Origin of the sequence: Paraflavitalea devenefica (assembly GCF_011759375.1) — a bacterium.
Lineage (GTDB): Bacteria > Bacteroidota > Bacteroidia > Chitinophagales > Chitinophagaceae > Paraflavitalea > Paraflavitalea devenefica.
Genome location: NZ_JAARML010000002.1, coordinates 1,719,614 through 1,741,399 on the forward strand (window position 1 = coordinate 1,719,614; position 21,786 = coordinate 1,741,399).

At 46.2% G+C, this 21,786-nt stretch carries 13 protein-coding genes; all 13 read left to right on the forward strand.

The genetic code is table 11. From position 1 onward, the window contains the following. Nucleotides 1-15 precede the first annotated feature (15 nt). Nucleotides 16-1,221: a DUF4959 domain-containing protein gene (locus tag HB364_RS16330; protein ID WP_167289285.1), complete on the forward strand. Its 1,206-nt coding sequence runs from the start codon at nucleotides 16-18 to the stop codon at nucleotides 1,219-1,221. Nucleotides 1,222-1,287: 66 nt separating this feature from the next. Beyond that, nucleotides 1,288-1,968 (forward strand): DUF4998 domain-containing protein, encoded by a 681-nt coding sequence (locus tag HB364_RS16335; protein WP_167289286.1) that lies wholly within the window; start codon nucleotides 1,288-1,290, stop codon nucleotides 1,966-1,968. Between the two features lie 201 nt (nucleotides 1,969-2,169). Continuing rightward, nucleotides 2,170-3,561: an alpha-L-fucosidase gene (locus tag HB364_RS16340; RefSeq protein ID WP_167289287.1), complete on the forward strand. Its 1,392-nt coding sequence runs from the start codon at nucleotides 2,170-2,172 to the stop codon at nucleotides 3,559-3,561. A gap of 22 nt (nucleotides 3,562-3,583) precedes the next feature. Further along, the gene (locus tag HB364_RS16345) at nucleotides 3,584-5,119 is read left to right on the forward strand and encodes a DUF4955 domain-containing protein (protein ID WP_167289288.1); all 1,536 of its coding nucleotides are present in this window, start codon (nucleotides 3,584-3,586) and stop codon (nucleotides 5,117-5,119) included. 127 nt (nucleotides 5,120-5,246) lie between these two features. Continuing rightward, nucleotides 5,247-8,426: a SusC/RagA family TonB-linked outer membrane protein gene (locus HB364_RS16350; protein ID WP_167289289.1), complete on the forward strand. Its 3,180-nt coding sequence runs from the start codon at nucleotides 5,247-5,249 to the stop codon at nucleotides 8,424-8,426. A 20-nt stretch (nucleotides 8,427-8,446) separates the two neighbouring features. Continuing rightward, the gene (locus HB364_RS16355; protein WP_167289290.1) at nucleotides 8,447-10,177 is read left to right on the forward strand and encodes a RagB/SusD family nutrient uptake outer membrane protein; all 1,731 of its coding nucleotides are present in this window, start codon (nucleotides 8,447-8,449) and stop codon (nucleotides 10,175-10,177) included. Nucleotides 10,178-10,241: 64 nt separating this feature from the next. Then, nucleotides 10,242-11,888: a 3-keto-disaccharide hydrolase gene (locus HB364_RS16360; protein WP_246228506.1), complete on the forward strand. Its 1,647-nt coding sequence runs from the start codon at nucleotides 10,242-10,244 to the stop codon at nucleotides 11,886-11,888. A gap of 244 nt (nucleotides 11,889-12,132) precedes the next feature. Beyond that, the gene (locus HB364_RS16365) at nucleotides 12,133-13,275 is read left to right on the forward strand and encodes a glycoside hydrolase family 88/105 protein (RefSeq protein ID WP_167289291.1); all 1,143 of its coding nucleotides are present in this window, start codon (nucleotides 12,133-12,135) and stop codon (nucleotides 13,273-13,275) included. Between the two features lie 128 nt (nucleotides 13,276-13,403). Then, nucleotides 13,404-13,877: a hypothetical protein gene (locus HB364_RS16370; protein ID WP_167289292.1), complete on the forward strand. Its 474-nt coding sequence runs from the start codon at nucleotides 13,404-13,406 to the stop codon at nucleotides 13,875-13,877. A 1,044-nt stretch (nucleotides 13,878-14,921) separates the two neighbouring features. After that, a complete protein-coding gene (locus HB364_RS16375; RefSeq protein WP_167289293.1) occupies nucleotides 14,922-16,334 on the forward strand; it encodes a hypothetical protein in 1,413 nt (470 codons plus the stop codon). Between the two features lie 2 nt (nucleotides 16,335-16,336). After that, nucleotides 16,337-16,780 carry a hypothetical protein gene (locus HB364_RS16380; protein WP_167289294.1) on the forward strand — a complete coding sequence of 148 codons (444 nt, stop codon included), beginning with the start codon at nucleotides 16,337-16,339 and terminating at the stop codon, nucleotides 16,778-16,780. A gap of 3 nt (nucleotides 16,781-16,783) precedes the next feature. Further along, nucleotides 16,784-18,262, forward strand: coding sequence for a hypothetical protein (locus HB364_RS16385; RefSeq protein ID WP_167289295.1), 1,479 nt, complete (start codon nucleotides 16,784-16,786; stop codon nucleotides 18,260-18,262). Nucleotides 18,263-18,278: 16 nt separating this feature from the next. Continuing rightward, nucleotides 18,279-21,779, forward strand: coding sequence for an acetate and sugar kinases/Hsc70/actin family protein (locus HB364_RS16390; protein ID WP_167289296.1), 3,501 nt, complete (start codon nucleotides 18,279-18,281; stop codon nucleotides 21,777-21,779). The last annotated feature ends 7 nt before the right edge of the window (nucleotides 21,780-21,786 follow it).

Here is a 21,786-nt window from a genome sequence, read left to right on the forward strand (position 1 = left end):
AAAAAAAACAAAAACATGAAACGAATACACATACTCCTTGCTATAACGTTTCTTCTCATGCTTGCCTGCAAAGAAGAAATACTGGGCCCTGCGGGTGATGGGAATGCGCCGGGCGCCATCAGTAATCCACAGGTAACCAGCCTGCCTGGTGCGGCTAAGATCACCTACACCTTGCCTAAAGATCCCAACCTCCTGTACGTAAAAGCCGTTTACGATATCAATGGCACAAAAATGGAAGAGCGGGCTTCTTATTTCAACAATAACCTTACCGTACAGGGTTTTGGAGATACCCGTGAGCGCGATGTGGTGTTGTATGCCGTAAGCCGTAATGAAAAAGAATCGCAGCCGGTGTCGGTCAGAGTAAAGCCATTGCCGCCTGCCATTGAAGACATCTTTAACTCGCTGGTGGTGATCAACACCTTTGGCGGTATCAATGTGGCATATAAAAACATACACAAGGCCAAGGTGGTAATAGAAGTATTGCTCGACTCAGCCGGCGAGTGGCTGTCCCTCGATGCAGAGTATACAGAACTGGAAGCAGGCGATTTCTCCGTGCGCGGCATGCCGCCGGTAGAGCGTACGTTCGGCATCTTTGTCAGGGACAGGTGGAACAATCACTCCGATACACTGGTAACCAAAAAAACACCGGTACCGGAAGAGTTGCTCTCAGCGCCTACCTATCGCAGGAATGCCTGGCCCATCCCGCAGCGGCAGCCATTGCCTGCTTCCGGGCTGCCGATGGTAACGCCTGCTAACCTGGGTAGTTGGCCGTTTGATGAAATGTTCAACGATGTCATCTCTTCCGGCGACGGGTTCCATACCAATGAACGCCTGGATCAACCAATATGGCTTCCTTTCGACCTGGGACAAACGACCAAGCTGAGCCGGTTTAAAATATGGCAGCGCCAGGCCGGCTACATCTATGACCATGGTAACCCGCACCGCTGGGAACTGTGGGGAACCAATACACCCACCGATACCAGTAGCTGGGTATTGCTGGGTTCCTACCTCATGCTCAAGCCTTCGGGGGGCGATGCGCCTGTTGCACAGACCTCCCAGGATGCGGATGTGGCTGCGGAAGGGCAGGAATATGATTTTCTTGTAACAGCGCCTGCGGTACGTTATGTGGCCTGGAAAAACATTGATAGCTGGGCGAATATCGGCGGTGAAAAAGGACACTTTCACCTGACCGAGATGAAGATCTGGGGACAGCGGCAGTGAGTGGTGAGTAGTGAGTGTGCGAAGAGCAGGCAATAATTAATAATTATTAATTAATAATCAACGATCATGTATCGATATTTAAAATATTTACTCCTGCTTATTGTGGCGGCATGCTGCTATGCCTGCAGTAAGATGGAAGATTCCTACAATGAGTTTACCAAAAACGGGGAGATTGTGTATACGGGTAGGGCCGATTCCCTGAAATTACAGCCGGGCAGGAACCGCATCGGTTTATCCTGGTTGTTACTATCCGATCCCCGTATTACCCGGTGCAAAATATTCTGGAATGATGGGACCGACTCTGTGACCATACCTGTGCAGCGAACAGAAGGGGTGGACACGGTGCGCATTATGCTCACCAATATGGCGGAAAAGACATACACGTTTGATATCTATACCTACGATGACCTTGGTCACTCTTCTGTAAAAGTGGATACCATTGGTATCGTGTATGGTGATCATTATGCAGGCTCCTTATTTAACCGCCCATTAAAAACAATTGCCTTCAGTGCCGATACGGCCCGGCTGGATTGGTCGGGCGCTTCGGCGCAATGTGTGGGCTCGCAGATCAGGTATGCCGATACGGGCGGTGTAATGCGTTCGGCCTGGGTGGCCAGTGCTGAAAAGCAAACCAAACTGCCGGCGCTTAAAAAAGGGCTTTCGTTTGAGTACAGGACTTTATACCTGCCTGTTAAGGCGGCTATTGATACCTTTTATACTGCCTGGGAATCAAAACTGGTTCCCTGAGTGAGCAGGTTACACAGCTCCATAAAGCAGCAGCCCTCCGCTTCCGCGGGGGGCTTTTTTCGCCGTAAAAGGCCGTCCTGAACTGTCCTGCCTTTTTGCTAATAAAATTGAATAGTATGCCAATTGGTGAATATCAGTTAGCCTATATCTAACTAATTTGCTGTTTATTACGATTGCTATATCCTTTAATTGATCCTTGCAATGAAGAAACGATTTTTTTGCCTGTTATCTGCCTCCTGTATCCTGATGCAGGCAGGCATGGCACAGCCATCTCCTGCGGCCACCAAAGAAAAAGACGAGCGTATGGAATGGTGGCGCGAGGCCCGCTTTGGTATGTTTATCCACTGGGGTGTATATGCCGTTCCGGCAGGTACGTATAAAGGACAAAAGATTAACCGCATTGGCGAATGGATCATGAACCGGGGTAAGATACCGGTAGCCGATTACCAGCAATTTGCAAAGGAATTCAATCCCGTTAAATACGATCCGGATGCATGGGTACGCATGGCAAAAGACGCGGGTATGAAATACATTGTGATCACGGCCAAGCACCATGATGGTTTTGCCCTGTTCGACAGCAAGGCTACCAAATGGGATATCGTTGATGCTTCTCCCTATGGAAAAGACCTGCTGAAGCCACTGGCAGAAGCCTGCCGAAAATATGGTGTTAAGCTCGGCTTCTATTATTCCCAGGCGCAGGACTGGTGCCATCCCGGCGGCGCTGCTTCCCGCAGGGCAACTACCGAAGGATGGGCCAACCCCGATTCGGCCCGTATTGATGCGTATACGGCGGCAAACAGTGGTCACTGGGATCCCGCACAAACTTCCAAAACCATGGCGCAGTACATAGATGAAATAGCGGTGCCACAGGTAAAAGAGTTGCTCTCCAACTACGGTGATGTAGCGGTGCTCTGGTGGGATACGCCTACAGATATGACCGATGAGTTTGCCGAAAAATTAAATGCACCACTGAAATTACAGCCGCATATCATTACCAATGACCGCCTGAAGCGCCCCAACTTCCCCGGCGATTACCTGACGCCCGAACAGCGCATTCCCAAAGTAGGGGAGATAGAGGGTAAGGATTGGGAAACCTGCATGACAATGAATGGTACCTGGGGATACAAAAGCTATGACGACAATTGGAAGAGCACAACCACGCTGGTACAGAATTTAATTGACATTGCTTCCAAAGGAGGCAACTACCTCCTGAACATAGGGCCCAAAGCTGATGGTACTGTTCCGCAGGAAAGTATTGACCGCCTGAAAGAAGTAGGCCAGTGGATGAAAGTAAATGGTGAATCCATCTATGGCACCAAGGGCAGTCCGCTGAAACCATTGGACTGGGGCCGTTGCACCAAAAAGGAAAACGGTGGTAATACCATTCTCTACCTGTCTGTATTTAATTGGCCCGCCAATGGTCAGTTAACCGTACCTGGTATTAAGAACAAAGTGGTCAGCGCAAAACTGCTGAGCAATGGCAATGCTGTTAAGACCAGCACTGCCGGTGATGTGCTCAGCTTAACGCTGCCTGCAGCACCCGCTGATAAAATCGCTTCGGTGATCAAAGTGGAACTGAAGGGTAGTCTGTAGAATTTAAGGTTAACAATTGCGTATGAAAAGGCTCGCATCTATTATCTGTATCACCCTCGTGGGTAGCAGCGTTAAGTCTCAATCCGTAGCGCCGTTATGGAATGATTATATTACTGCCAGGAAGGCCGGTACTACGCCTGTATTGCCGGATTACTCCTATGCCGGTTATCATTTCTCTGAGAAACCCATACCGGATATTTCTGGCAGGAAACAATTCAATGTAAAAGATTATGGGGCCTTGCCCAATGATGATCAATTTGATGATGAAGGGATACAGGCCGCTATTCAGGCGGCTGAAAAGAACAATGGAGGCGTCGTATTCTTTCCGCCCGGAAAATACTTAATAGCACCCGATACCAGCACCAGCAAACAGATCAGGGTAAGCAAAAGCCATATCATCCTGAAGGGCAGTGGGAGCGGAGCAGGCGGCACAGAAATATACCAGGCCAATATGCGCCTGAATAACCGGCAGTTCTTCTTTAAGCCGGAGAAAACAGACAACAGAAAGCTCACCACCGTAACCCAGGAAGCAGCACGGGAAAGCTTCTGGATAGAAGTGGCCGACGCTTCTATGCTAAAGCCCGGACAGGATGTAATACTGCGCCACCAGAGCGAAGCCTATACACGCTGGTACTTTTCACCCCTGCCGCTGAAGCCGGTATGGACAAGGTTGTTTGGCGAAAAAGGCGGCATGAACATCAGTGAGATCCACACCATTGAGCAAATAGAAGGCAAGCGGGTAAAGTTCAAAAATCCACTGCACATAGAGGTGAAATTATTGAGCGCTGTGCCCTTTGACTTACTCGCTTATAACAGCCTGGAAGAATGTGGGGTGGAAGACATCCTGTTCTCCAGCAACTGGAAAACATATCCCGAAGAATTTATCCATCATAAGAATGAGATCCATGACTATGCCTATGAAGCATTGGGCATGGAGTATGTAAAAAATAGCTGGGTACGCAATTGTGTTTTCCAGGATTGGAATGAAGGCGTTTTCCTGCGCGCCGGCTACCAGGTAAGCGTGCTGGACCTGACTTTTAAAGGCAAGAAGGGCCATGCTTCCGTACATGCCCGTACCGGTTATGGTGTGCTGATCAAGAACTGTCATTTTAATGGTGCACAGCATCATGGCGCAGGTACCGGTTATGGTGCTTCGGGTACCGTGATCACACAATGTGATCTGGGTACCGATCAAAACTTTGATATCCATTCCGGTCAGCCCTTTGCCACTTTGTATGATGATATAGCCGGCGGCGTATTCTATAACCTGGGCGGCCCTGAGCCGGGGCATCCGCACCATGGGAAGCAACTGACCTTGTGGAACTTTCAGCACCGTTCGGCCAAAGAACAACATTATAATTTCTGGGATATGGAACGCCGCAGGAACTATACCATTGCGCAACCCATACTGGTAGGCTTTCAGTCGGATAAGAAAGTTGATTTTGAGAATGCCGGTATCAATCAATTACAGGGCGCCATGGTATACCCGCGGTCATTGTTTGAAGCGCAACTAAAATTCCGGTTGTCAGGCATCAATGCTACTGCCGGTATTAAATAATCCTCCTCCTAAAGTCTGTACCGTTGCTATTACTGTAGTAGGCTGCCTTGTGCAGCGTACTGGATTTTTCATGCCCTGAAGGGATGCAGGATTGTATTGTTTTCTATTCACAAATAAAACTGCTATTATGAAACTTGCGTGTACAATCAGGTCGTTATCCCGCTGGCGGATACAACCTGTTCACACGGGTATATGTACCAGGCTGGTATGTATGCTGGCGTGTGTTCTATTGCTGATGGAACCTGCTATCGCCCAGTCGGGCGGTAAACTGATCACGGTAAAAGGAACTATTAAAGGCCCGAATGGCGTACCGCTCTCCGGCGTAAGTATTGTGACCAAAGGAAATGACAAGGCCACTGTTACGCAGGCGGATGGTGCTTTCTCCTTAACAGTGCCTGCCAATAGTACGCTGGTTATTTCGCACGTGGGCTATGCCAACCAGGAGATCACCACCCGTGAGGATGACCTGTTGGATGTAGCACTAACACTGCGTGCCGGTAAAATAGATATGGATGAAGTGGTGGTAGTGGGATATGGTACCCGCCGGAAATCGGAGTTGACAGGTTCTGTTGTTTCTGTCAATGAACAATCCATTAAAGATATCCCTACGCAAAGTCTGGCTTCTGCATTGCAGGGACGTGCAGCCGGTGTGGACATCCAGAAAACAGGGGGTAACAGTAAACCGGGAGCAGGCGTATCCATCCTCATCCGCGGGGCCCGTTCCGTACGTGCCAGCAATGCGCCACTGATCATTGTAGATGGTATTCCCTTTGGCGGCAACTTCAATGACCTCAACCAGGACGATATTACATCGGTAGAGATATTAAAAGATGCTTCTTCCACCGCTATCTATGGTTCGCGTGGAGCTAATGGCGTATTGCTCGTCAGTACCCGCCGTGGTAAAACCGGCAAAGCCATTATCACGTATAGCGGGTATGCAGGTACCAGCAGGCCCATTGGTGAATACAAACTCATGAATGCACAGGAGTTTGGCGAGCTCAAGAAGTGGGCGCGGTACATAGGCGTATGGACAACATCCACCCCCCCGGTGCAAAAATATTCAGGGCCCAATGATCCCCTGCTGATCTCAGAAGCCTTCTCCAGTGAGGAACAGGAAGGGTTGAAAGGCGCCGGCACGAACTGGCAGAAGCTGGTGTATAAGACTGGCTTTGTGACCAACCACCAGTTGGGCGTATCCGGTGGTACAGAGCAAACCCAGTATGCTATTTCCGGTGGTTACTTCAAAGAGACTGGCATCTTCCCTGGTCAGCAGTTTGAGCGCTTCTCCGTTAAACTGAGCGTTGATCAGCAACTAAGCAAAATGTTCAAAGTAGGATTGAGCTCATTAAATAATTTCTCCACGACACTGGGTGAAGGGTTTAATCCCATGGCGCAGGCCATGCGCGCCTCTCCGCTCGTAGGTCCTTATGATGCGGATGGAAAACTACGCAATGACTTTGTGCCGGGCAGCCAAAGCCAGGTATGGAATCCGCTGGCTGATTTCCTGCCAGGCGCCAAATCAGAACGGAGAAGAAGACTGGGCACTTTTACAACGGCTTATCTCGAGGCTAACTTAGGCCAGTGGGTAAAAGGCCTCAAATACCGTCTCAATGCAGGTACGGAGATCAGGTCGGAAAACTATGGTAACTTCTATGCCAGCAAAACCACCAACAACATGGGTGGTCAGTCATCTGCCGAAAACAGGACCAGCAACGGTACCAACTGGACGCTGGAAAACCTGTTGACCTACGACAACACTTTCTTCGATAAACACAAGATCAACTTCACGGGGCTGTTCAGTGCACAACAGGACAAATCGAACAACAGTTCGTTCAGCAACAAAGACCTGGTGGCTGATTACCTCGAATATTATAATCCCGAGTATGGTTATAACCTGACCGGTGATGGTAGTTACAATGAGTGGGGCCTTGTTTCTTATATGGGCCGGTTGAACTATGTGTACGATGATCGTTACATGCTCACACTTACCCTGCGTTCTGATGGTTCTTCCCGCCTGGCCAAAGGCAATAAATGGGAGATGTTCCCCTCTGCGGCCGTAGCCTGGAATATCCATAATGAATCTTTCTTCAAAGTAGATGCGATCAACAGCCTGCGCTTGCGCGCCAGTTACGGAAGAGTAGGGAATGCTTCTATCAGTCCTTATGGTACGGTGCCCCGGCTCGGCGGCGTTGTGTATAATTATGGCGAATCATTGGTGCGTGGTTTTTACCAGACCACGGTGGGTAACAATACCCTTACCTGGGAGTATACTTCCACGGCTGAACTGGGCCTTGATTTCGGATTACTCAATAACCGCATTGCAGGTAACATCAATGTGTACAAAGCATGGACCGACAAATTATTGCTGCCTAAGAACCTGCCGCCTACCAATGGTATTGAAGATGCAGTGTTGACGAATGTGGGTAAAACAGAGAACAAGGGTATTGAGCTGCAGGTGAGCGCCGCGATCATTGTGCCCCAGGGCCGCAATAGTTTTGGCTGGACCACCGATCTTAACTTCTCCATCAACCGGGGTATGATCACCCAGCTTGCCGATGGCGTTAAAGAAGATATTGGCAACACCTGGTTTGTAGGACAGCCCATCGGCGTATTTTATAATTACAGAAAAGTAGGCATCTGGCAGAATACCAAAGCTGATACGGCAGAAGCTAAGCGTTTGGGATTAACTACCACTGGTTCAAGCTCTGTGATCGGCGATATCCGTGTCGCCGACCTGAACAATGACGGAAAGATCACGGATGCCGACCGTGAGATCGTTGGTACTACACAGCCTGACTGGATTGGTGGTATGACCAACCGTTTCTCTTATGGCGGTTTCGATTTAACAGTGGTTGCTTTTGCCCGGTGGGGCGCTACGATGAATAGTTCCCTGCATGGTGGTGGTTTCTTAAATACTTTCCAGGGTACTTATAATAATATTAAAACCCGTTACTGGACGCCTGAGAATGGAGAGAAGGTATATCCCAAACCCAACTTTGGCCGGCAGAACCCCACTAACCTGGCGCTGCTGGGATACTTTGAGGGCAGTTTTTTAAAGATCAGGACCATCACATTGGGCTATACAGTGCCCCCGGCTTTCCTGAAGAAGCTTGGCGCCCGGAGCATCCGGTTCTATGCTACAGCAGAAGACCCGTTCATCCTGTTCTCTCCTTTCCGCAATCATGAGTTTGGCGGATTGGACCCTGAATCAGGTGGCAACGCATCAAGTCCCACTACAGGTACCAACCTCGCCGTGGATACACCACCGACCAGGCAAATATTATTTGGCATCAACGTTTCATTGTAAGCGACACAAAACAGTTAATCATGAAAAAGTTAATCATATACGGTAGTATCATAGCAGCACTGGCTGGCGCCGGCTGCAATAAATTACTGGAGGAAGAAGTAAAATCAATTCTTACCCCGGAGTTCCTGGGTACAGAAAAAGGGGTGCATGCCGGCGTGGACGCTGCCTATGCAGGCAACCGTTTATTATGGGGCAACCAGGACCTGTTTACCCTCACCGTTATCGGCACCGATGAATTTCAGCGTGGTGTGGACGGGAATACAGACGTGAATAATTATGCCAGCAGCTATACCAACGGGAATGGCCAAGGCAATAATATCTGGGCCAATTGCTACAAGTACATCAATGCCTGTAATGGTGTGTTAAAATATGGGCCGGAAGCGGAAATGGATGCCGCTGTGAAGAAAGTAAGGATGGCGGAAGCCAAATTCCTCCGGGCGCAATACTATTTTGTGCTGGTGCAATTCTTCCGGGATGTAACGATCTATACCGACTTCCTCGATCAGCCTTTAACAGCCGCCAAGCGCGATCCGCTGGCAGATGTGTATGCACTGATCATTAAAGACCTGACGGAGGCAGCCGCCGACCTGCCGGCCGGACCCAGAAGCAGTAACGTACAGTTTGGCCGCACAAGCTCCGCTGCTGCACGTCACTTACTGGCAAAAGTATACCTCGCAAAAGCAGGCTCTCCTGCCAAGGCAGCCGATGATTATGAGCAGGCTTATACAACTGCCAAAGACCTCATTGACAAGAAGGGTACTTATGGCCTGAGCCTGCTGCCCGATTTTAAAGACGTGTACAGAGAGGGCAATGAGAACAATTCCGAGATCATCTGGACCGTGCAGCATACTTCCAACCTGGCGTACAATGGTCCCAACAACAGTGGTGGTGCAGACAATGTACTGAACCATATGTATATTGGCCAGTATGATAAGCTGGGCCTGAAGAGAAGCAAAGAATATGGCCGTCCCTATATCCGTTGCGTTCCTACCCGCTGGACCACGGAAACTGCTTTTGCAGAAAGAGTGAATGATACCCGGTACGCCAAAACATTCCAGGTACTTTGGATCGCCAACTCAACTGCCAAGGCAGATATTGAGAACAACAAATGGCCTGACCCATTGCCGCCCGGCGCTCCTCCCGGCGCTGTTGCCGGACAACCGAAGATCAAAAAGATAGGCGATACAGCCATCTATATGCCCGGTGTTGATAAAACCGATCATGAAGTGGCGATTGCTCCCTACCTGCTGATCCCTCCGCGGAACTACAGTTCAATGATCGCACCTACGCTGATGAAGTACTTCGATGCAAAGAAAGCAGGGTTGAATGATCCTTCTATACGGCCGGTAATTGTATACCGTTTTGCAGAGACCTACCTCCTCGCAGCAGAGGCGGCATTGATGACTAATCGTGCAGCAGAAGCAGTCACTTACATCAATGCCGTGCGTGAAAGAGCGGCTTATCCTACCGGTAGTGCCGCCGCCATGAAGATAACGGAGGCTACCCTGACTACCGGGGGTATTGATTTCATCCTCGATGAACGTACCAGGGAATTAGTAGGTGAGAACGTAAGGTGGTGGGACCTCGTAAGGACAGGAAAGTTGCTGGAAAGGGTTAAATTATACAATGGTGATGCGGGGCCCAATATTCAGCCCAAACACATCCTGCGCCCTATTCCGCTGAACCAGTTGAACCGGGTAACCACCGGAGAACCGTATAACAATGATCTTTATTTCGCCGACTGGAATTAGGAAGTGAGTAGTGAGTGGTGAGTTGTGAGTGAGTGGCTGATTGGTTATAAATACGATTAATTACATGCAAGTAAATAAAAGTCGCTTCTTTTCATTAGCAATCATGCTGGCACTTTCAGGCTCCCTCCTGGCGCAGGATTTCAAACCCCTGTTCAACGGCAGGGACCTGAAGGGCTGGCATTCCTTCCTGAAAACAAAAGGAAAGGATAATGATCCCGACACGGTGTTTTCTGTAACCAATGGATGGTTGCGCATCAGCGGCAAAGAGTTTGGGTACATTGTTACCGAGCAGTCCTATACCAACTTTCACCTTGTAATGGAATTCAAATGGGGCGAGAAGAAATATCCGCCCCGCGAAAACAGGGTGCGCGACAATGGCATTTTGTACTATGTAGTGCAGGATGATAAAGTGTGGCCCCGTTCTATTGAATGCCAGATACAGGAGGGCGACTGCGGCGATTTCTGGCTGATAGACAGCGTTACGGTAGTGATAGATGGTGTAAGGACAGCTTCCACCAAGAATACGCGCGCCATCAAGAAAAAAGACAATGAAAAACCAACAGGCGAATGGAACCGGCTGGAGATCATTGCACGCGATGGCCATTGTGTGCATATCATGAATGGAGAGGTGGTGAATGAGGGAACAGACGCCAGCTTACGCAGTGGTAAGCTATTAATACAATCGGAAGGCGCGGAGATCTATTACCGGAAAATAGAGATCCGTGAGGATTCTGTCAAAGTAAAGGCTCCGCCGGCTCCCCGGCCTGCTGCCCGCGCCCCTGTACCGGCTGTATTACCGGGTAAGGGCCTGGCGCAGCATGATTTTTTATATACCGGCCAGTGGGATACCCGCAAGGACTCTCAAACGGTATCACTGGTGCGGAAGGGCAGGGTAGTATGGCAGTATGCCATCCCCAATAAGGACGCACAGGGTGTATTGAGTGAGTTTAGTGATATTCATCTGCTGTCAAACGGTAACTTGTTATATGCTTTTAAAACCGGTGCAGCAGAAATAACGCCTGCTAAGAAAATAGTATGGAGCTATCAATGTCCGGCCGGTACGGAATGCCATTCAGCACAGCCGGTAGGCACTGACAAAGTATTTCTTTGCCAGAATGGTACACCGGCCAAAGTAATGCTCATCAATAAAAAGACCGGTAAAGTAGAAATGGAACAGGAGGTGGAGACTGCCCGTCCAACTGATCCCAAAAGTGTGCATGGACAGTTTCGCCACATACGGCGTACCAAAGCAGGCACTTACTTGCTGGCTCACCTGAATATGGGAAAAGTCGTAGAGTACGATGCCAAATGGCAGCCAATCTGGTCTGTAGCTGCACCGTCGGCCTGGGCGGCTGTACGGTTAAAGAATGGTAATACGCTCATCAGTGGTAACCAGCATGCTTATGTGCGGGAAGTAAATCCTGCCGGTGCTATTGTGTGGGAAGTGAATAAGGACGATCTGCCTGGTTTTCCGCTCTATACCGTGCACCAGGTGAGCAGGCTGGCCAATGGCAATACGGTGATCTGTAACTGGGGTGGCTTTCTGCGCAAGGAAGATTGGGACAAAGTGGTACAGATCATTGAAGTGACCCCGGATAAGAAAGTAGTATGGGCCCTGCACCAATGGAAGAACCCCGACCTCGGGCCTTCTTCCTGTATACAGGTACTGGATGAAAAAGGAAAAGAAGAAAATGGCGATCTGCAACGATAACACCATGTTGTGTGTGCTAAAATAGTTGAATAAGAAGTAAACACTACCGTTCCAATATTAAGATTTTATATGTCTCTTGCAGGAGTTAGTAAAGGTGGGCGCCGCAATATAGCAGGTTTACAAATGACATACGCAAGCAATTAGCAATTAGTAATCACAGGCTGCTCACCTTTACTTTCTCTATAAACAAAGTTGCTGTTGCTGTGGGTTAGTGGTACATTGCTGATGCAAACAATTGATGTCTATGAATACAACGTTCAAATGCCTGTTGCTGGCAACAGGTGTTTTTTCTTTTACCGGTATTACCGGTTATGCGCAATCTAAGGATGCAGGCGGCTTAAAGAACTGGCCCAAGGGGGCATCGCCGCAGGAAGTTGGTAAGAAGGTGGCAGCCCGTTTTGTGGAAGTGCCACACCCCAATTTTGGCAGGCCTACGCCTCCCAAGGTGATCACCTATCCGGAAGTATGTACCTGGTATGGGTCGCTTACTTTTGCCAAAGTAACGAAGGACAAAGCCTTGCTCAAGCAACTGGCCGACCGTTTTGAACCGCTGTTCAGTACAGAAGCCAGCATGGTGCCTGTGCCGGACCATGTGGATTATGCGGTATTTGGTTCTGTTCCGCTGGAGCTGTACATGCAAACCAAAGAACAGAAGTACCTGGATATGGGCAAAGGCATTGCCGATAAGCAATGGGGACCGCCCGAAGGGCCGCGTGTAAAACCGGAAAGCCACGATTATTATAACAAGGGACTTACCTGGATGACGCGTATGTGGATTGATGATATGTTTATGATCACGGCGGTACAGGCGCAGGCTTACCGGGCTACCGGCGACAAGAAATACATTGAGCGCGCTGCGAAGGAAATGGTGGTATACCTTGATTCCCTGCAGAAGCCCAATGGTCTTTTTTATCATGCGCCCGATGTGCCTTTCTTCTGGGGCCGGGGTGATGGCTGGATGGCGGTGGGCATGAGTGAATTGTTGCGTTCACTGCCCAAAAACAACCCCAACCGTGCACGGATCATGCAGGGGTATAAACTGATGATGTCTTCTTTGCTGAAATACCAGGCAGAAACCGGTATGTGGCGTCAATTGATAGATGACCCGGAATCATGGCCGGAAACATCCTGCACGGGCATGTTCACCTTTGCGATGATCACGGGGGTGAAAGAAGGCTGGCTGGATAAAAAGACTTATGAGCCTGCCGTGCGTAAAGCCTGGCTCTCCTTGATCACCTATATTGATGAGAAGGGCGATATCCGGGAAGTGTGTGAAGGCACCAATAAAAAGAACGAACGTCAATATTACCTCGACCGTAAGCGCAATATTGGCGATATGCATGGCCAGGCGCCGGTATTGTGGTGCGCCACAGCGCTGCTGCGATAGGTGGTGATTGGTTAAAATTGTTAACAAGGGCAGTCAATTTGGCTGCCCTTCGTTATTGAATCGTTATTCGGGCTTAGGGCATTTAACTTTTGCCTGTTTATTGCAGTCTTATAGGCAAATAGTTAGTTATGAAAAAGATACTGATGATAATGATAACAATCGGACTGGCGTTGGGTGCTTCAGCACAAAAAAGGGTTGTTGTTCGTGGCGGCGGGTATCACTATGTGAGACCCCGCGTATCGGTTGGCCTGGGATTGGGTTGGGGATATTCTCCTTTCTATTCTCCCTACGGGTTGTATTCGCCCTGGTATTATCCTCCTTATGGATATAATTACGGGTACAGGCCATCCAGGCTTGACCTGACCATCCAGGATATTAAAACGGATTATGCCGATAGGATCAAATCGGTCAGGATGGGCGAAATGACCCGTCGTGAGAAAAGGCAAACGATAGCGGGGTTGAAGATAGACCGCGACAAAGCCATTACACAGGCCCGGAGGGACTATTATTACAAGCGTTCGGCTGCGCCAAAGCCGGCGGATAACGGGAGCAATAACGGCAATAGCAACAACGACCACAACAATAATCACGACAGTGAGTAGGACTCACTGATGCCAGTCTTGAAGAGGAGGCATGCCTGTAAGGCGGCCTCCTTTTTTGTGTTTTTTGTTGGTAAATGGTGGCTTTTTAAGTAAATTGAATAAGTCAGTTTTTATACTCCATTCCATGATTGGGAATAAACATTTTAATATGCCTGATCCGATCAAAGCCTTACTGGTAGTGGGTTTGCCAATCGGAAACAATATAAACCCGCATCCTGCCTGCATTTGACTCCTGTTTTCTTACTATTCCCTTACTATTGCCTTACTACTGGCTTACTTGTCCCTTACTTCTACTATGGGAGGACTATGGAGCTACTATGGAGCTTCTATGGGACTGCTATGGAGTCAGGTGGGTGCTATAGCCTTTTGTCTTGTACTGAAAAAACTTTACAGGTGGGTAGTATTGTGACAGAATTGGCTTTACAGTCTTTTTTGCAGAGCGGGTAGTGCTATTCCAGAAAAGTGGGCGAATGTCCCTGAAAGGGGGACAAAATGGGTTGTAATCAAATAATAACTTGGCGGCGATGCTGTGATCATGCTCTTTGCAAAAGGTAATTGTTGGTGTAAAGTGTATGATGGATAAAATAGCAATTGCTTCGGGTGGTTAAATCAATGTGTCGTTCGTTTTATAAGTTGATTTATGTAGTGGATACATATTTCCTGGGATATGGAAAAGGGTTAAAACACCTGTTTGTTGGGGTTGAAGAGGAAGCAGCGTTCTCTTAGTCTTAACTTTTGTCAATTTTTTATTTGCCATCTGTAAAAGGCTTGTCCGTTTCAGTTATTGCATTTAAATTAGTGAGTTACCGATATGGTCCATTTCTATATAAAGATTGTATCCTGTTTGTTTCGCTGGTAGCACCAAGTACGCGAAATAGTTCCTAAACAAGCTTCCGCTTTAAAGATTAGTAGCAAAGTATCCTAAGGGTTTATTCAGTTTAATTGCTGAGCATACCCACGTTTCTTCTATTGCTTAGTAGCCAGTGCAATTGTGGTAAGCATGTATTGCATCAAACCCCTTTTGTGTAAATGTTATTTAATAGTATGATTAAACAGTTTGCTGGTCTGTTGACGGTAATATTATTTGTGCTGGTTGGTTGTAAGGAGCAATCCGGAAGCGGCCGTAGAAATATAGGGAAGACTGTTAAAGACAGTGTTGCAACGCCGCCGCCTACAGCCTCACTCAGGCCGCCGTACAATATTCTGATTGAGAATTCAGGAAGTATGAATGGCTATGTGGCTATGGAATCCGATTTTAAAACTTCTGTACTTAGTTTAATTACTGACCTGAAATCAAAGGACATCACCGATGTTGTAAACATTTATTATATTAATAACCAGCTTTGTCCCCAGCAAGTCAACTCACAGCCCAGCGATATCCAATATTTTTTCCGTAACCTGAATCCCGCCAGTTTTAAAGCATCCGGGTGTGGCACCAGCTCTTCTTTTATCCCGGAGATCATACAGAAAGCTATCAGTACGCATACTGATGATGTTAATATCCTTATTTCTGATTTTATATTTTCTGATAGCCAGGGCGCTTCTCCCAAATATCTTGATGCCGCCCAAAATACACTGGAGCTTTATTTGTCGCATGAGCTAAAGCAACGTGATTTCTCAACCATTATATTAAAGCTGAACTCTCAGTTCAATGGTGTATACTATGTAGAAAGCCAACGACCACTTACAGTTAATTTATCAGATAAGGGTATCAGGCGCCCTTATTATATTATGGTCTTCGGGAAACAGCAGGCGTTGGGAGATTTCCTTTCTAAGATCCACTTTGCTGATTACAAAGGATTCGAGAATAGTTATTACCTGTTAACGCCTGAGGGCGCCAGACCCAAAGCCAAAGTAATAAGGAATAATAAGATTGGCGATTTTGAAATAGAACAACCTTCCTCCAAATTGGTCATTAATAACGCACAGGCCGGCGGACGGAATGCTGATCCTGATGTCTTCCAATTTTCAGTGGCTGCGGATCTTGGCATGGTTAAAATGGATAAATCCTTTTTAGATGATCGGGCGAACTATGAAGTGCCTGAAAATTATACGATCGTATCCATAGCGCGTAATACGGATGAGACCAATGAATCTTTAAAAGGGTACACGCATGTATTTACGGTGAAGACTTCCGATCTCAAGCAAAAGCAGGATGTGGCGATTAAGCTGAAATCGAAATTGCCGGCGTGGGTGGGAGCATCGTCTACTATTAATGATACTAACCCATTAGATTCGATACAACAAGGTCAGACTTTTGGGTTTAGTTACCTGGTGAGTGGTATTTCAGAAGCGTATAGCAACCGGTATAATGGTCAGGAGCAATTCTCCATCATGATAAAAGTGAGTAAGAATAATTACGTTACGGAAAGGAAGTCGTATGGGGCTATTTGGTGGATCATTCTTGGCTTCCTGGTATTGGTGGTAATAATTATCTGGATTAAAAATAAAAAATAGTTATGGATTTTTTGGTTGGTCTTTTTGAAGCGCTGGGGTTATACTCTGCGCAAAACGGATTGGGTGAATACCTGCAGGGGCTTGATGTGGAATGTAATGATTACACGCGGCAATCTATTTATAATATAGTTTTTATTTGCCTGTTTGGTATCAATACCCTTATTATGCTGAATTATTATTATGGCCTCTTCAACAGGCGTCCGTTTAATCGCTGGTGGTGGTGGTTCATCAATTGCCTGGCAGGTTCGGTTATTGTGTTTGTAATAGCCTTCATTATCCCCAATAATGATCTTTCTACCGGCAATTATTGCAAGGACCTTCAAATGAATACATCAGATTGTATGGGCTTCGCCTTCACTTCGGCTATTTTTTCATTTGTATGGTGCCTGGTCTTAACATTTTTGATCAAATGGAAGAGTAGTGTTAACAGAAAAGTCCCCTTTTAATTTATGGCAAAATTATTTTTATTCGCTATAGGCGGAACGGGTTCAAGAGTGGTAAAGGCGCTTACCATGCTGCTGGCTTCGGGCGTTGAAATAAAGAATACGGAAACGATTGTGCCTATTATTATTGACCCCGACAGCGCTAATGGCGACCTGACCAGGACGGTAGATATCTTAACGATATACAAAGAGATCAGGAAAAAGTCTGTTTCCGGCCAAGCTGGTTTCTTTAATACCAAGATATCCTCCCTGGATGAATTGGGTGACGGAGGTTTTGTGTCGGACAATTTTAAATTTGATATTGACGGCGTTAAAGAACAACTGTTTAAAGAATTTATCGGGTACAGCGAACTGGACAAGAATAACAGGGCTTTTGCTTCCTTGCTGTTCTCGAAATCCAACCTGAATGCCGATATGGAAGTTGGATTTAAAGGAAATCCCAATATCGGAAGTGTAGTGTTGAATAAATTCAAACAATCGGATTTCTTCAAACGGTTTGCCGCTAATTTTGAGCAGGACGACCGTGTATTTATAATCAGCTCCATTTTTGGAGGCACCGGCGCGGCTGGTTTCCCACTGATCCTGAAAAATATACGGGATGCGAAACATCCTACTCCTCACCATCATTTCCTGCAGAATGCCAGGATCGGCGCTGTAACTGTGCTTCCTTATTTTGGCGTTGATAAAAATGAACAAACTACTGTTGATAGTAACTCTTTTATTTCAAAGACCAAGGCCGCGTTATCCTATTATGCCAGGAATGTGAGCGGTAATAAGTCTGTTAACGCACTCTATTATATTGGCGACAATGTAACCAATGATCAAAAAGGAGCCGATGGTGCTACCGAACAGAAGAACAAGGCCCATTTTATAGAATTGGCGGCAGCCCTGAGTATTGTTGATTTTATGAGCCTGGAAGATGAAGAGCTGACTGTAGTTGACGGGCATGCGGCCAATCCCAAGTTCTTTGAATTTGGGTTAAGGCAGGAATCGGCGTCCATTGTTTTTGAGGACCTGGAGAAAGCGACCTATGAATTGATCGCCAAGCCATTGACCCGTTATGGATTATTCAAAAGTTTTATGGAGCATCATTATGAGGAATATTCAAAGGCAAAAGGGGAGGCTTGGGCTATTAATGGAAACAATAAACTGACGATGGAAGCGCTTGATGCACGTTTCAGATCGTCCATTAACCAGTTTAACAGGCATTACAATGACTGGCTTAGTGAAATGTCTTTGTCAAATGTGGCTTTTAATGGACTTGATCATCAGAAATCTGGTAAGGATATATACAATCTTGTCAATGGAAGACCTAATAAGAAAGGTTTTTTAAAAAGTGTATTTGAATCCAAGGGGCTTGATCATTACCTGGGACTACTTTCCAAAATGGAACCTAATTATGATCATTTAAGAAGCACACAAAAGCTTACAGCGCTTTTCTATAACGCTACAACAGAAATTGTTAACAAGGAGATTAAACTCTAATATAATTGTTTGCAGCATGAGTAAAATATTCCGTTTGCATACAGGGGCAGGAGAAAATATCGCTCATTGGCAGGAAATCCCCGGCCATCTGTCGGATAATTTTATTAATTCCATCGAGGACCCTTCAGGCTCTAATGCACATACCCAGATTACTTCTATCCCTTCTCCATTTGCCAGGATGGACCTGGTAAGAACAGCATTTCGTTATGTAACCGGTAAAAAGGCGCTTGAAGGGAATACGATCTATCACCGGATGGTTTCAGATTGTTTGGACGTTGCAGAGATCTTTTTTAATAGTGAGGCGTTGACAGATAAAATCGAAATACTGGAATGGAATGCCGGAATAATTGTTAACGGAGGGGAATTGGATATAGAGCCTGCCAGCGATCTGGGAAAGCTGCTTCATTCGGGTAATGCCAAACACCGGTTGCTGGGGGAAACACTAAAGATGTATTTATTCCAGGATAGGAAAGCATTTAATTTTTCAGGATTAAAGCATTGTTATTTGCTTAATTATAAGCAAGGGCCTGAAATTATTAATATTATCGGAGGTACATCTCCTGCCACTTTGTTCTTCTCATCGGCCAATGATCTGTCCTTTGTTGATATTACTTTTGGTAATGACAGGGTATTTGACGATAAGTTTTGCCCTTTGCACAAAAGGGGGAGAGAATTTATAAAATATATCTATTCCTTGCGGGCTGCTTTTAGTGGTTTCTCTGAGTCGTTCCCGGATGTGAATACTTATCTCGATCTGTGTTTTCAATTGTTGGATGATGGGCTGAAAAATACGATCAGGAATCTTGATAATACTATTTACGAAGCGGATTATAATAAGATACCTGTTAATGCAGCAGGCAATAATGCTGAAATATTGGGCCTTTATCTCCGTGCCAAGAATTATGGAGAGGTGCCCACCGGTGATGATAACGATTTTATTATTGAGTCGCCCAGGTATGCAGCAGGGCTGCCGCCTTGCGTATTGCCCAATGAACCATTTAATGAATCGTTAAAGTATGGGGGAGGCGTATGGCAAAAGAGTTATCATGAAAATGTGCCGTTTTTTGATGAAAGGCCTTTGAAAGACCGGACGCTTCCCAATCAAACGCATATTAAGTATCCCTATCTTACGGTGAGTGACTTTTTAGAGCCCTATCTGATAAAACTGCCTTATCCTGTAGATGCCGATAAGTTTTTTACCGGAAATTATGAATTCAGGACCGGGGAGAAGGACCACGGCTTTGTATTGCCTATCAAAAAGAGTTTTTTTGAGTATTTCTCTATTACCGACCTCATGGGTACTGTGTCGGATGGGAAAAAGATGTTTGAATTGGTCCAGATGCCCGGGGGCGTGAAGGCTATTCTTAGAATACCCATCAAGAAGAACAGGTACATACAGTTTTCGAGGTTATATCACACCAATCAGTTCCAGGATAAAGTACAAAAGGCGGATGAGAAGGAAAACTTTGGTATAGTGGCAGAGAATCAATTTACACTGGCTATTTACCCTTTCCTGAAGTTGTCACAGCCCGTCAATCCCCATTACAGGGTAATGTTTGTAGACAGGGATGTACATGCATTGACAAAGCATTATAATTATTCACTCAGTTTTTATAAGGAACAGCATCCTTTGGAGGCATTGAAGCTTGCTGCACCAAAGATGAGGAGCAATAAGCACCAGGTACAGGGGGTGACTACTACTTATGATGTTATTGAAGAGAATTTTGATATTATAGAGGTGAAAAATAATAATAGTACAGGCATTCTGATACCCATTTTTAAACAACAGCCGGCTGTTTCCAAAACCTTTAAGTTCGCTATTGACTTTGGTACTACCAATACCCATGTAGAGTATAAGGCAGGGAACGAAGAGAGCCGCCCTTTTGATATAACTGAAAAGGACTTGCAGATGGCTACGCTGCATAGCCCGGATGACAAAACGCGGGAGTACCTTATCCCTAAGTTTGGTGCGATAAAGCTGGTTGATTTTATTAAGGAGGAGTTTGCCCCTTTTTCTATTAGTACACAAAGCCAATATAAATTTCCGCAACGTACAGTAGTGTATGACAATGGGAATTTTAACCCTCATGAGCCGAACTTTGCCCTGGCTGACTTCAATATCCCATTTTGGTATAATAAAGAAAGACTGGAAGGGAATGGTGAAATAACACCTAACCTGAAATGGGTGGATTTTAAAAATGACAAGCGATTTGAAAGGAGGGCCCGGGGGTTTCTCAAGCAGCTTTTGCTGATGATCAGGAATAAGGTGTTATTAAATGGTGGAGACCTGGCAACAACTGAAATCGTATGGTTCTACCCTTCCAGTATGCCTAAGTTCAGGCGCGACTTTTTGCGGACTTCCTGGCAAACCTATTTTCAACGGTATTTTCCTGAGGCTAAGAACCTGAACAGGATGTCTGAGTCTTTTGCTCCTTTTTATTACTATTACCATAAGGAGAATGTAAGGCCGCACGACCGGCCCGCAGTCAGCATTGATATTGGTGGTGGTACTACAGATATTGTAATTTATAAAAGCGAGAACCCTGTATTGCTTACTTCATTCAGGTATGCTGCCAACTCCATATTCGGGGACGGGTATGGAAGTACTTCCACTTTTAATGGATTTGTACAACGGTATGAGGGCAAAGTGAAGGAGGCATTGGGAGGAGGGGCTTCCGTTCAAAAGTTAGTTTTAATATATGATTCGCTAAAGCAAAAGAATTCTAATTCCATTGAACTGATCGAGTTTTTCTTCTCATTAGAAGATAATAAATCTGTCAGGGATAGCCGGATCCCCTTGTCTTTTTCACAGCTATTGGCGGAGGATAATGAGCTTAAACTTGTATTTGTTCTCTTTTATGCTTCCATTATATATCACATAGCCACCTTGATGAGGGCGAATGGACTGGCCATTCCCGAATACATTACGTTTAGCGGAAACGGGTCTAAAGTAATAAAGATCGCGGGTGGGGGAACGGATATCTCCTCTTTATTGACGTATACAAAGATCATTTTCGAAGATGTGTATGAAACAGAGAAATCACCTCCTATAGAGTTCCGTTTTTTTAAGAGCCCTAAAGAAATAACCTGTAAGGGCGGGCTGGAGTGCAGCAATTTTGACCAGTTTGAAATGCTTGAGCGTGATATTACGGATGTGCTGGTAGGGTCTGATAATACTCGTACTACCAAACGGCAGTCCTTACATTATACACAGATTGAGGGGCCGGATATTATTGATGCGGTATGCACCAATGTGTCTGCTTTTATTAAGAAATTCTTTAGCTGGAATACAAAGTTCAATTACTACCAGAATTTCGGGATTAGTCCTAAAAAATTCCATGAATACGAGGAATTGTTGACAAGCAAGATCAAAGTAGATCTGATCAGTGGTATCAAAGAGAAGATCAAGGAAACGCATGATAATGTGGATATTAATATCGAGGAAACATTGTTCTTTTATCCGCTTTCCGGTGCTCTTAACAGGCTGGCTTATAAAATTCACAATGACAATAAATAAATGCGGG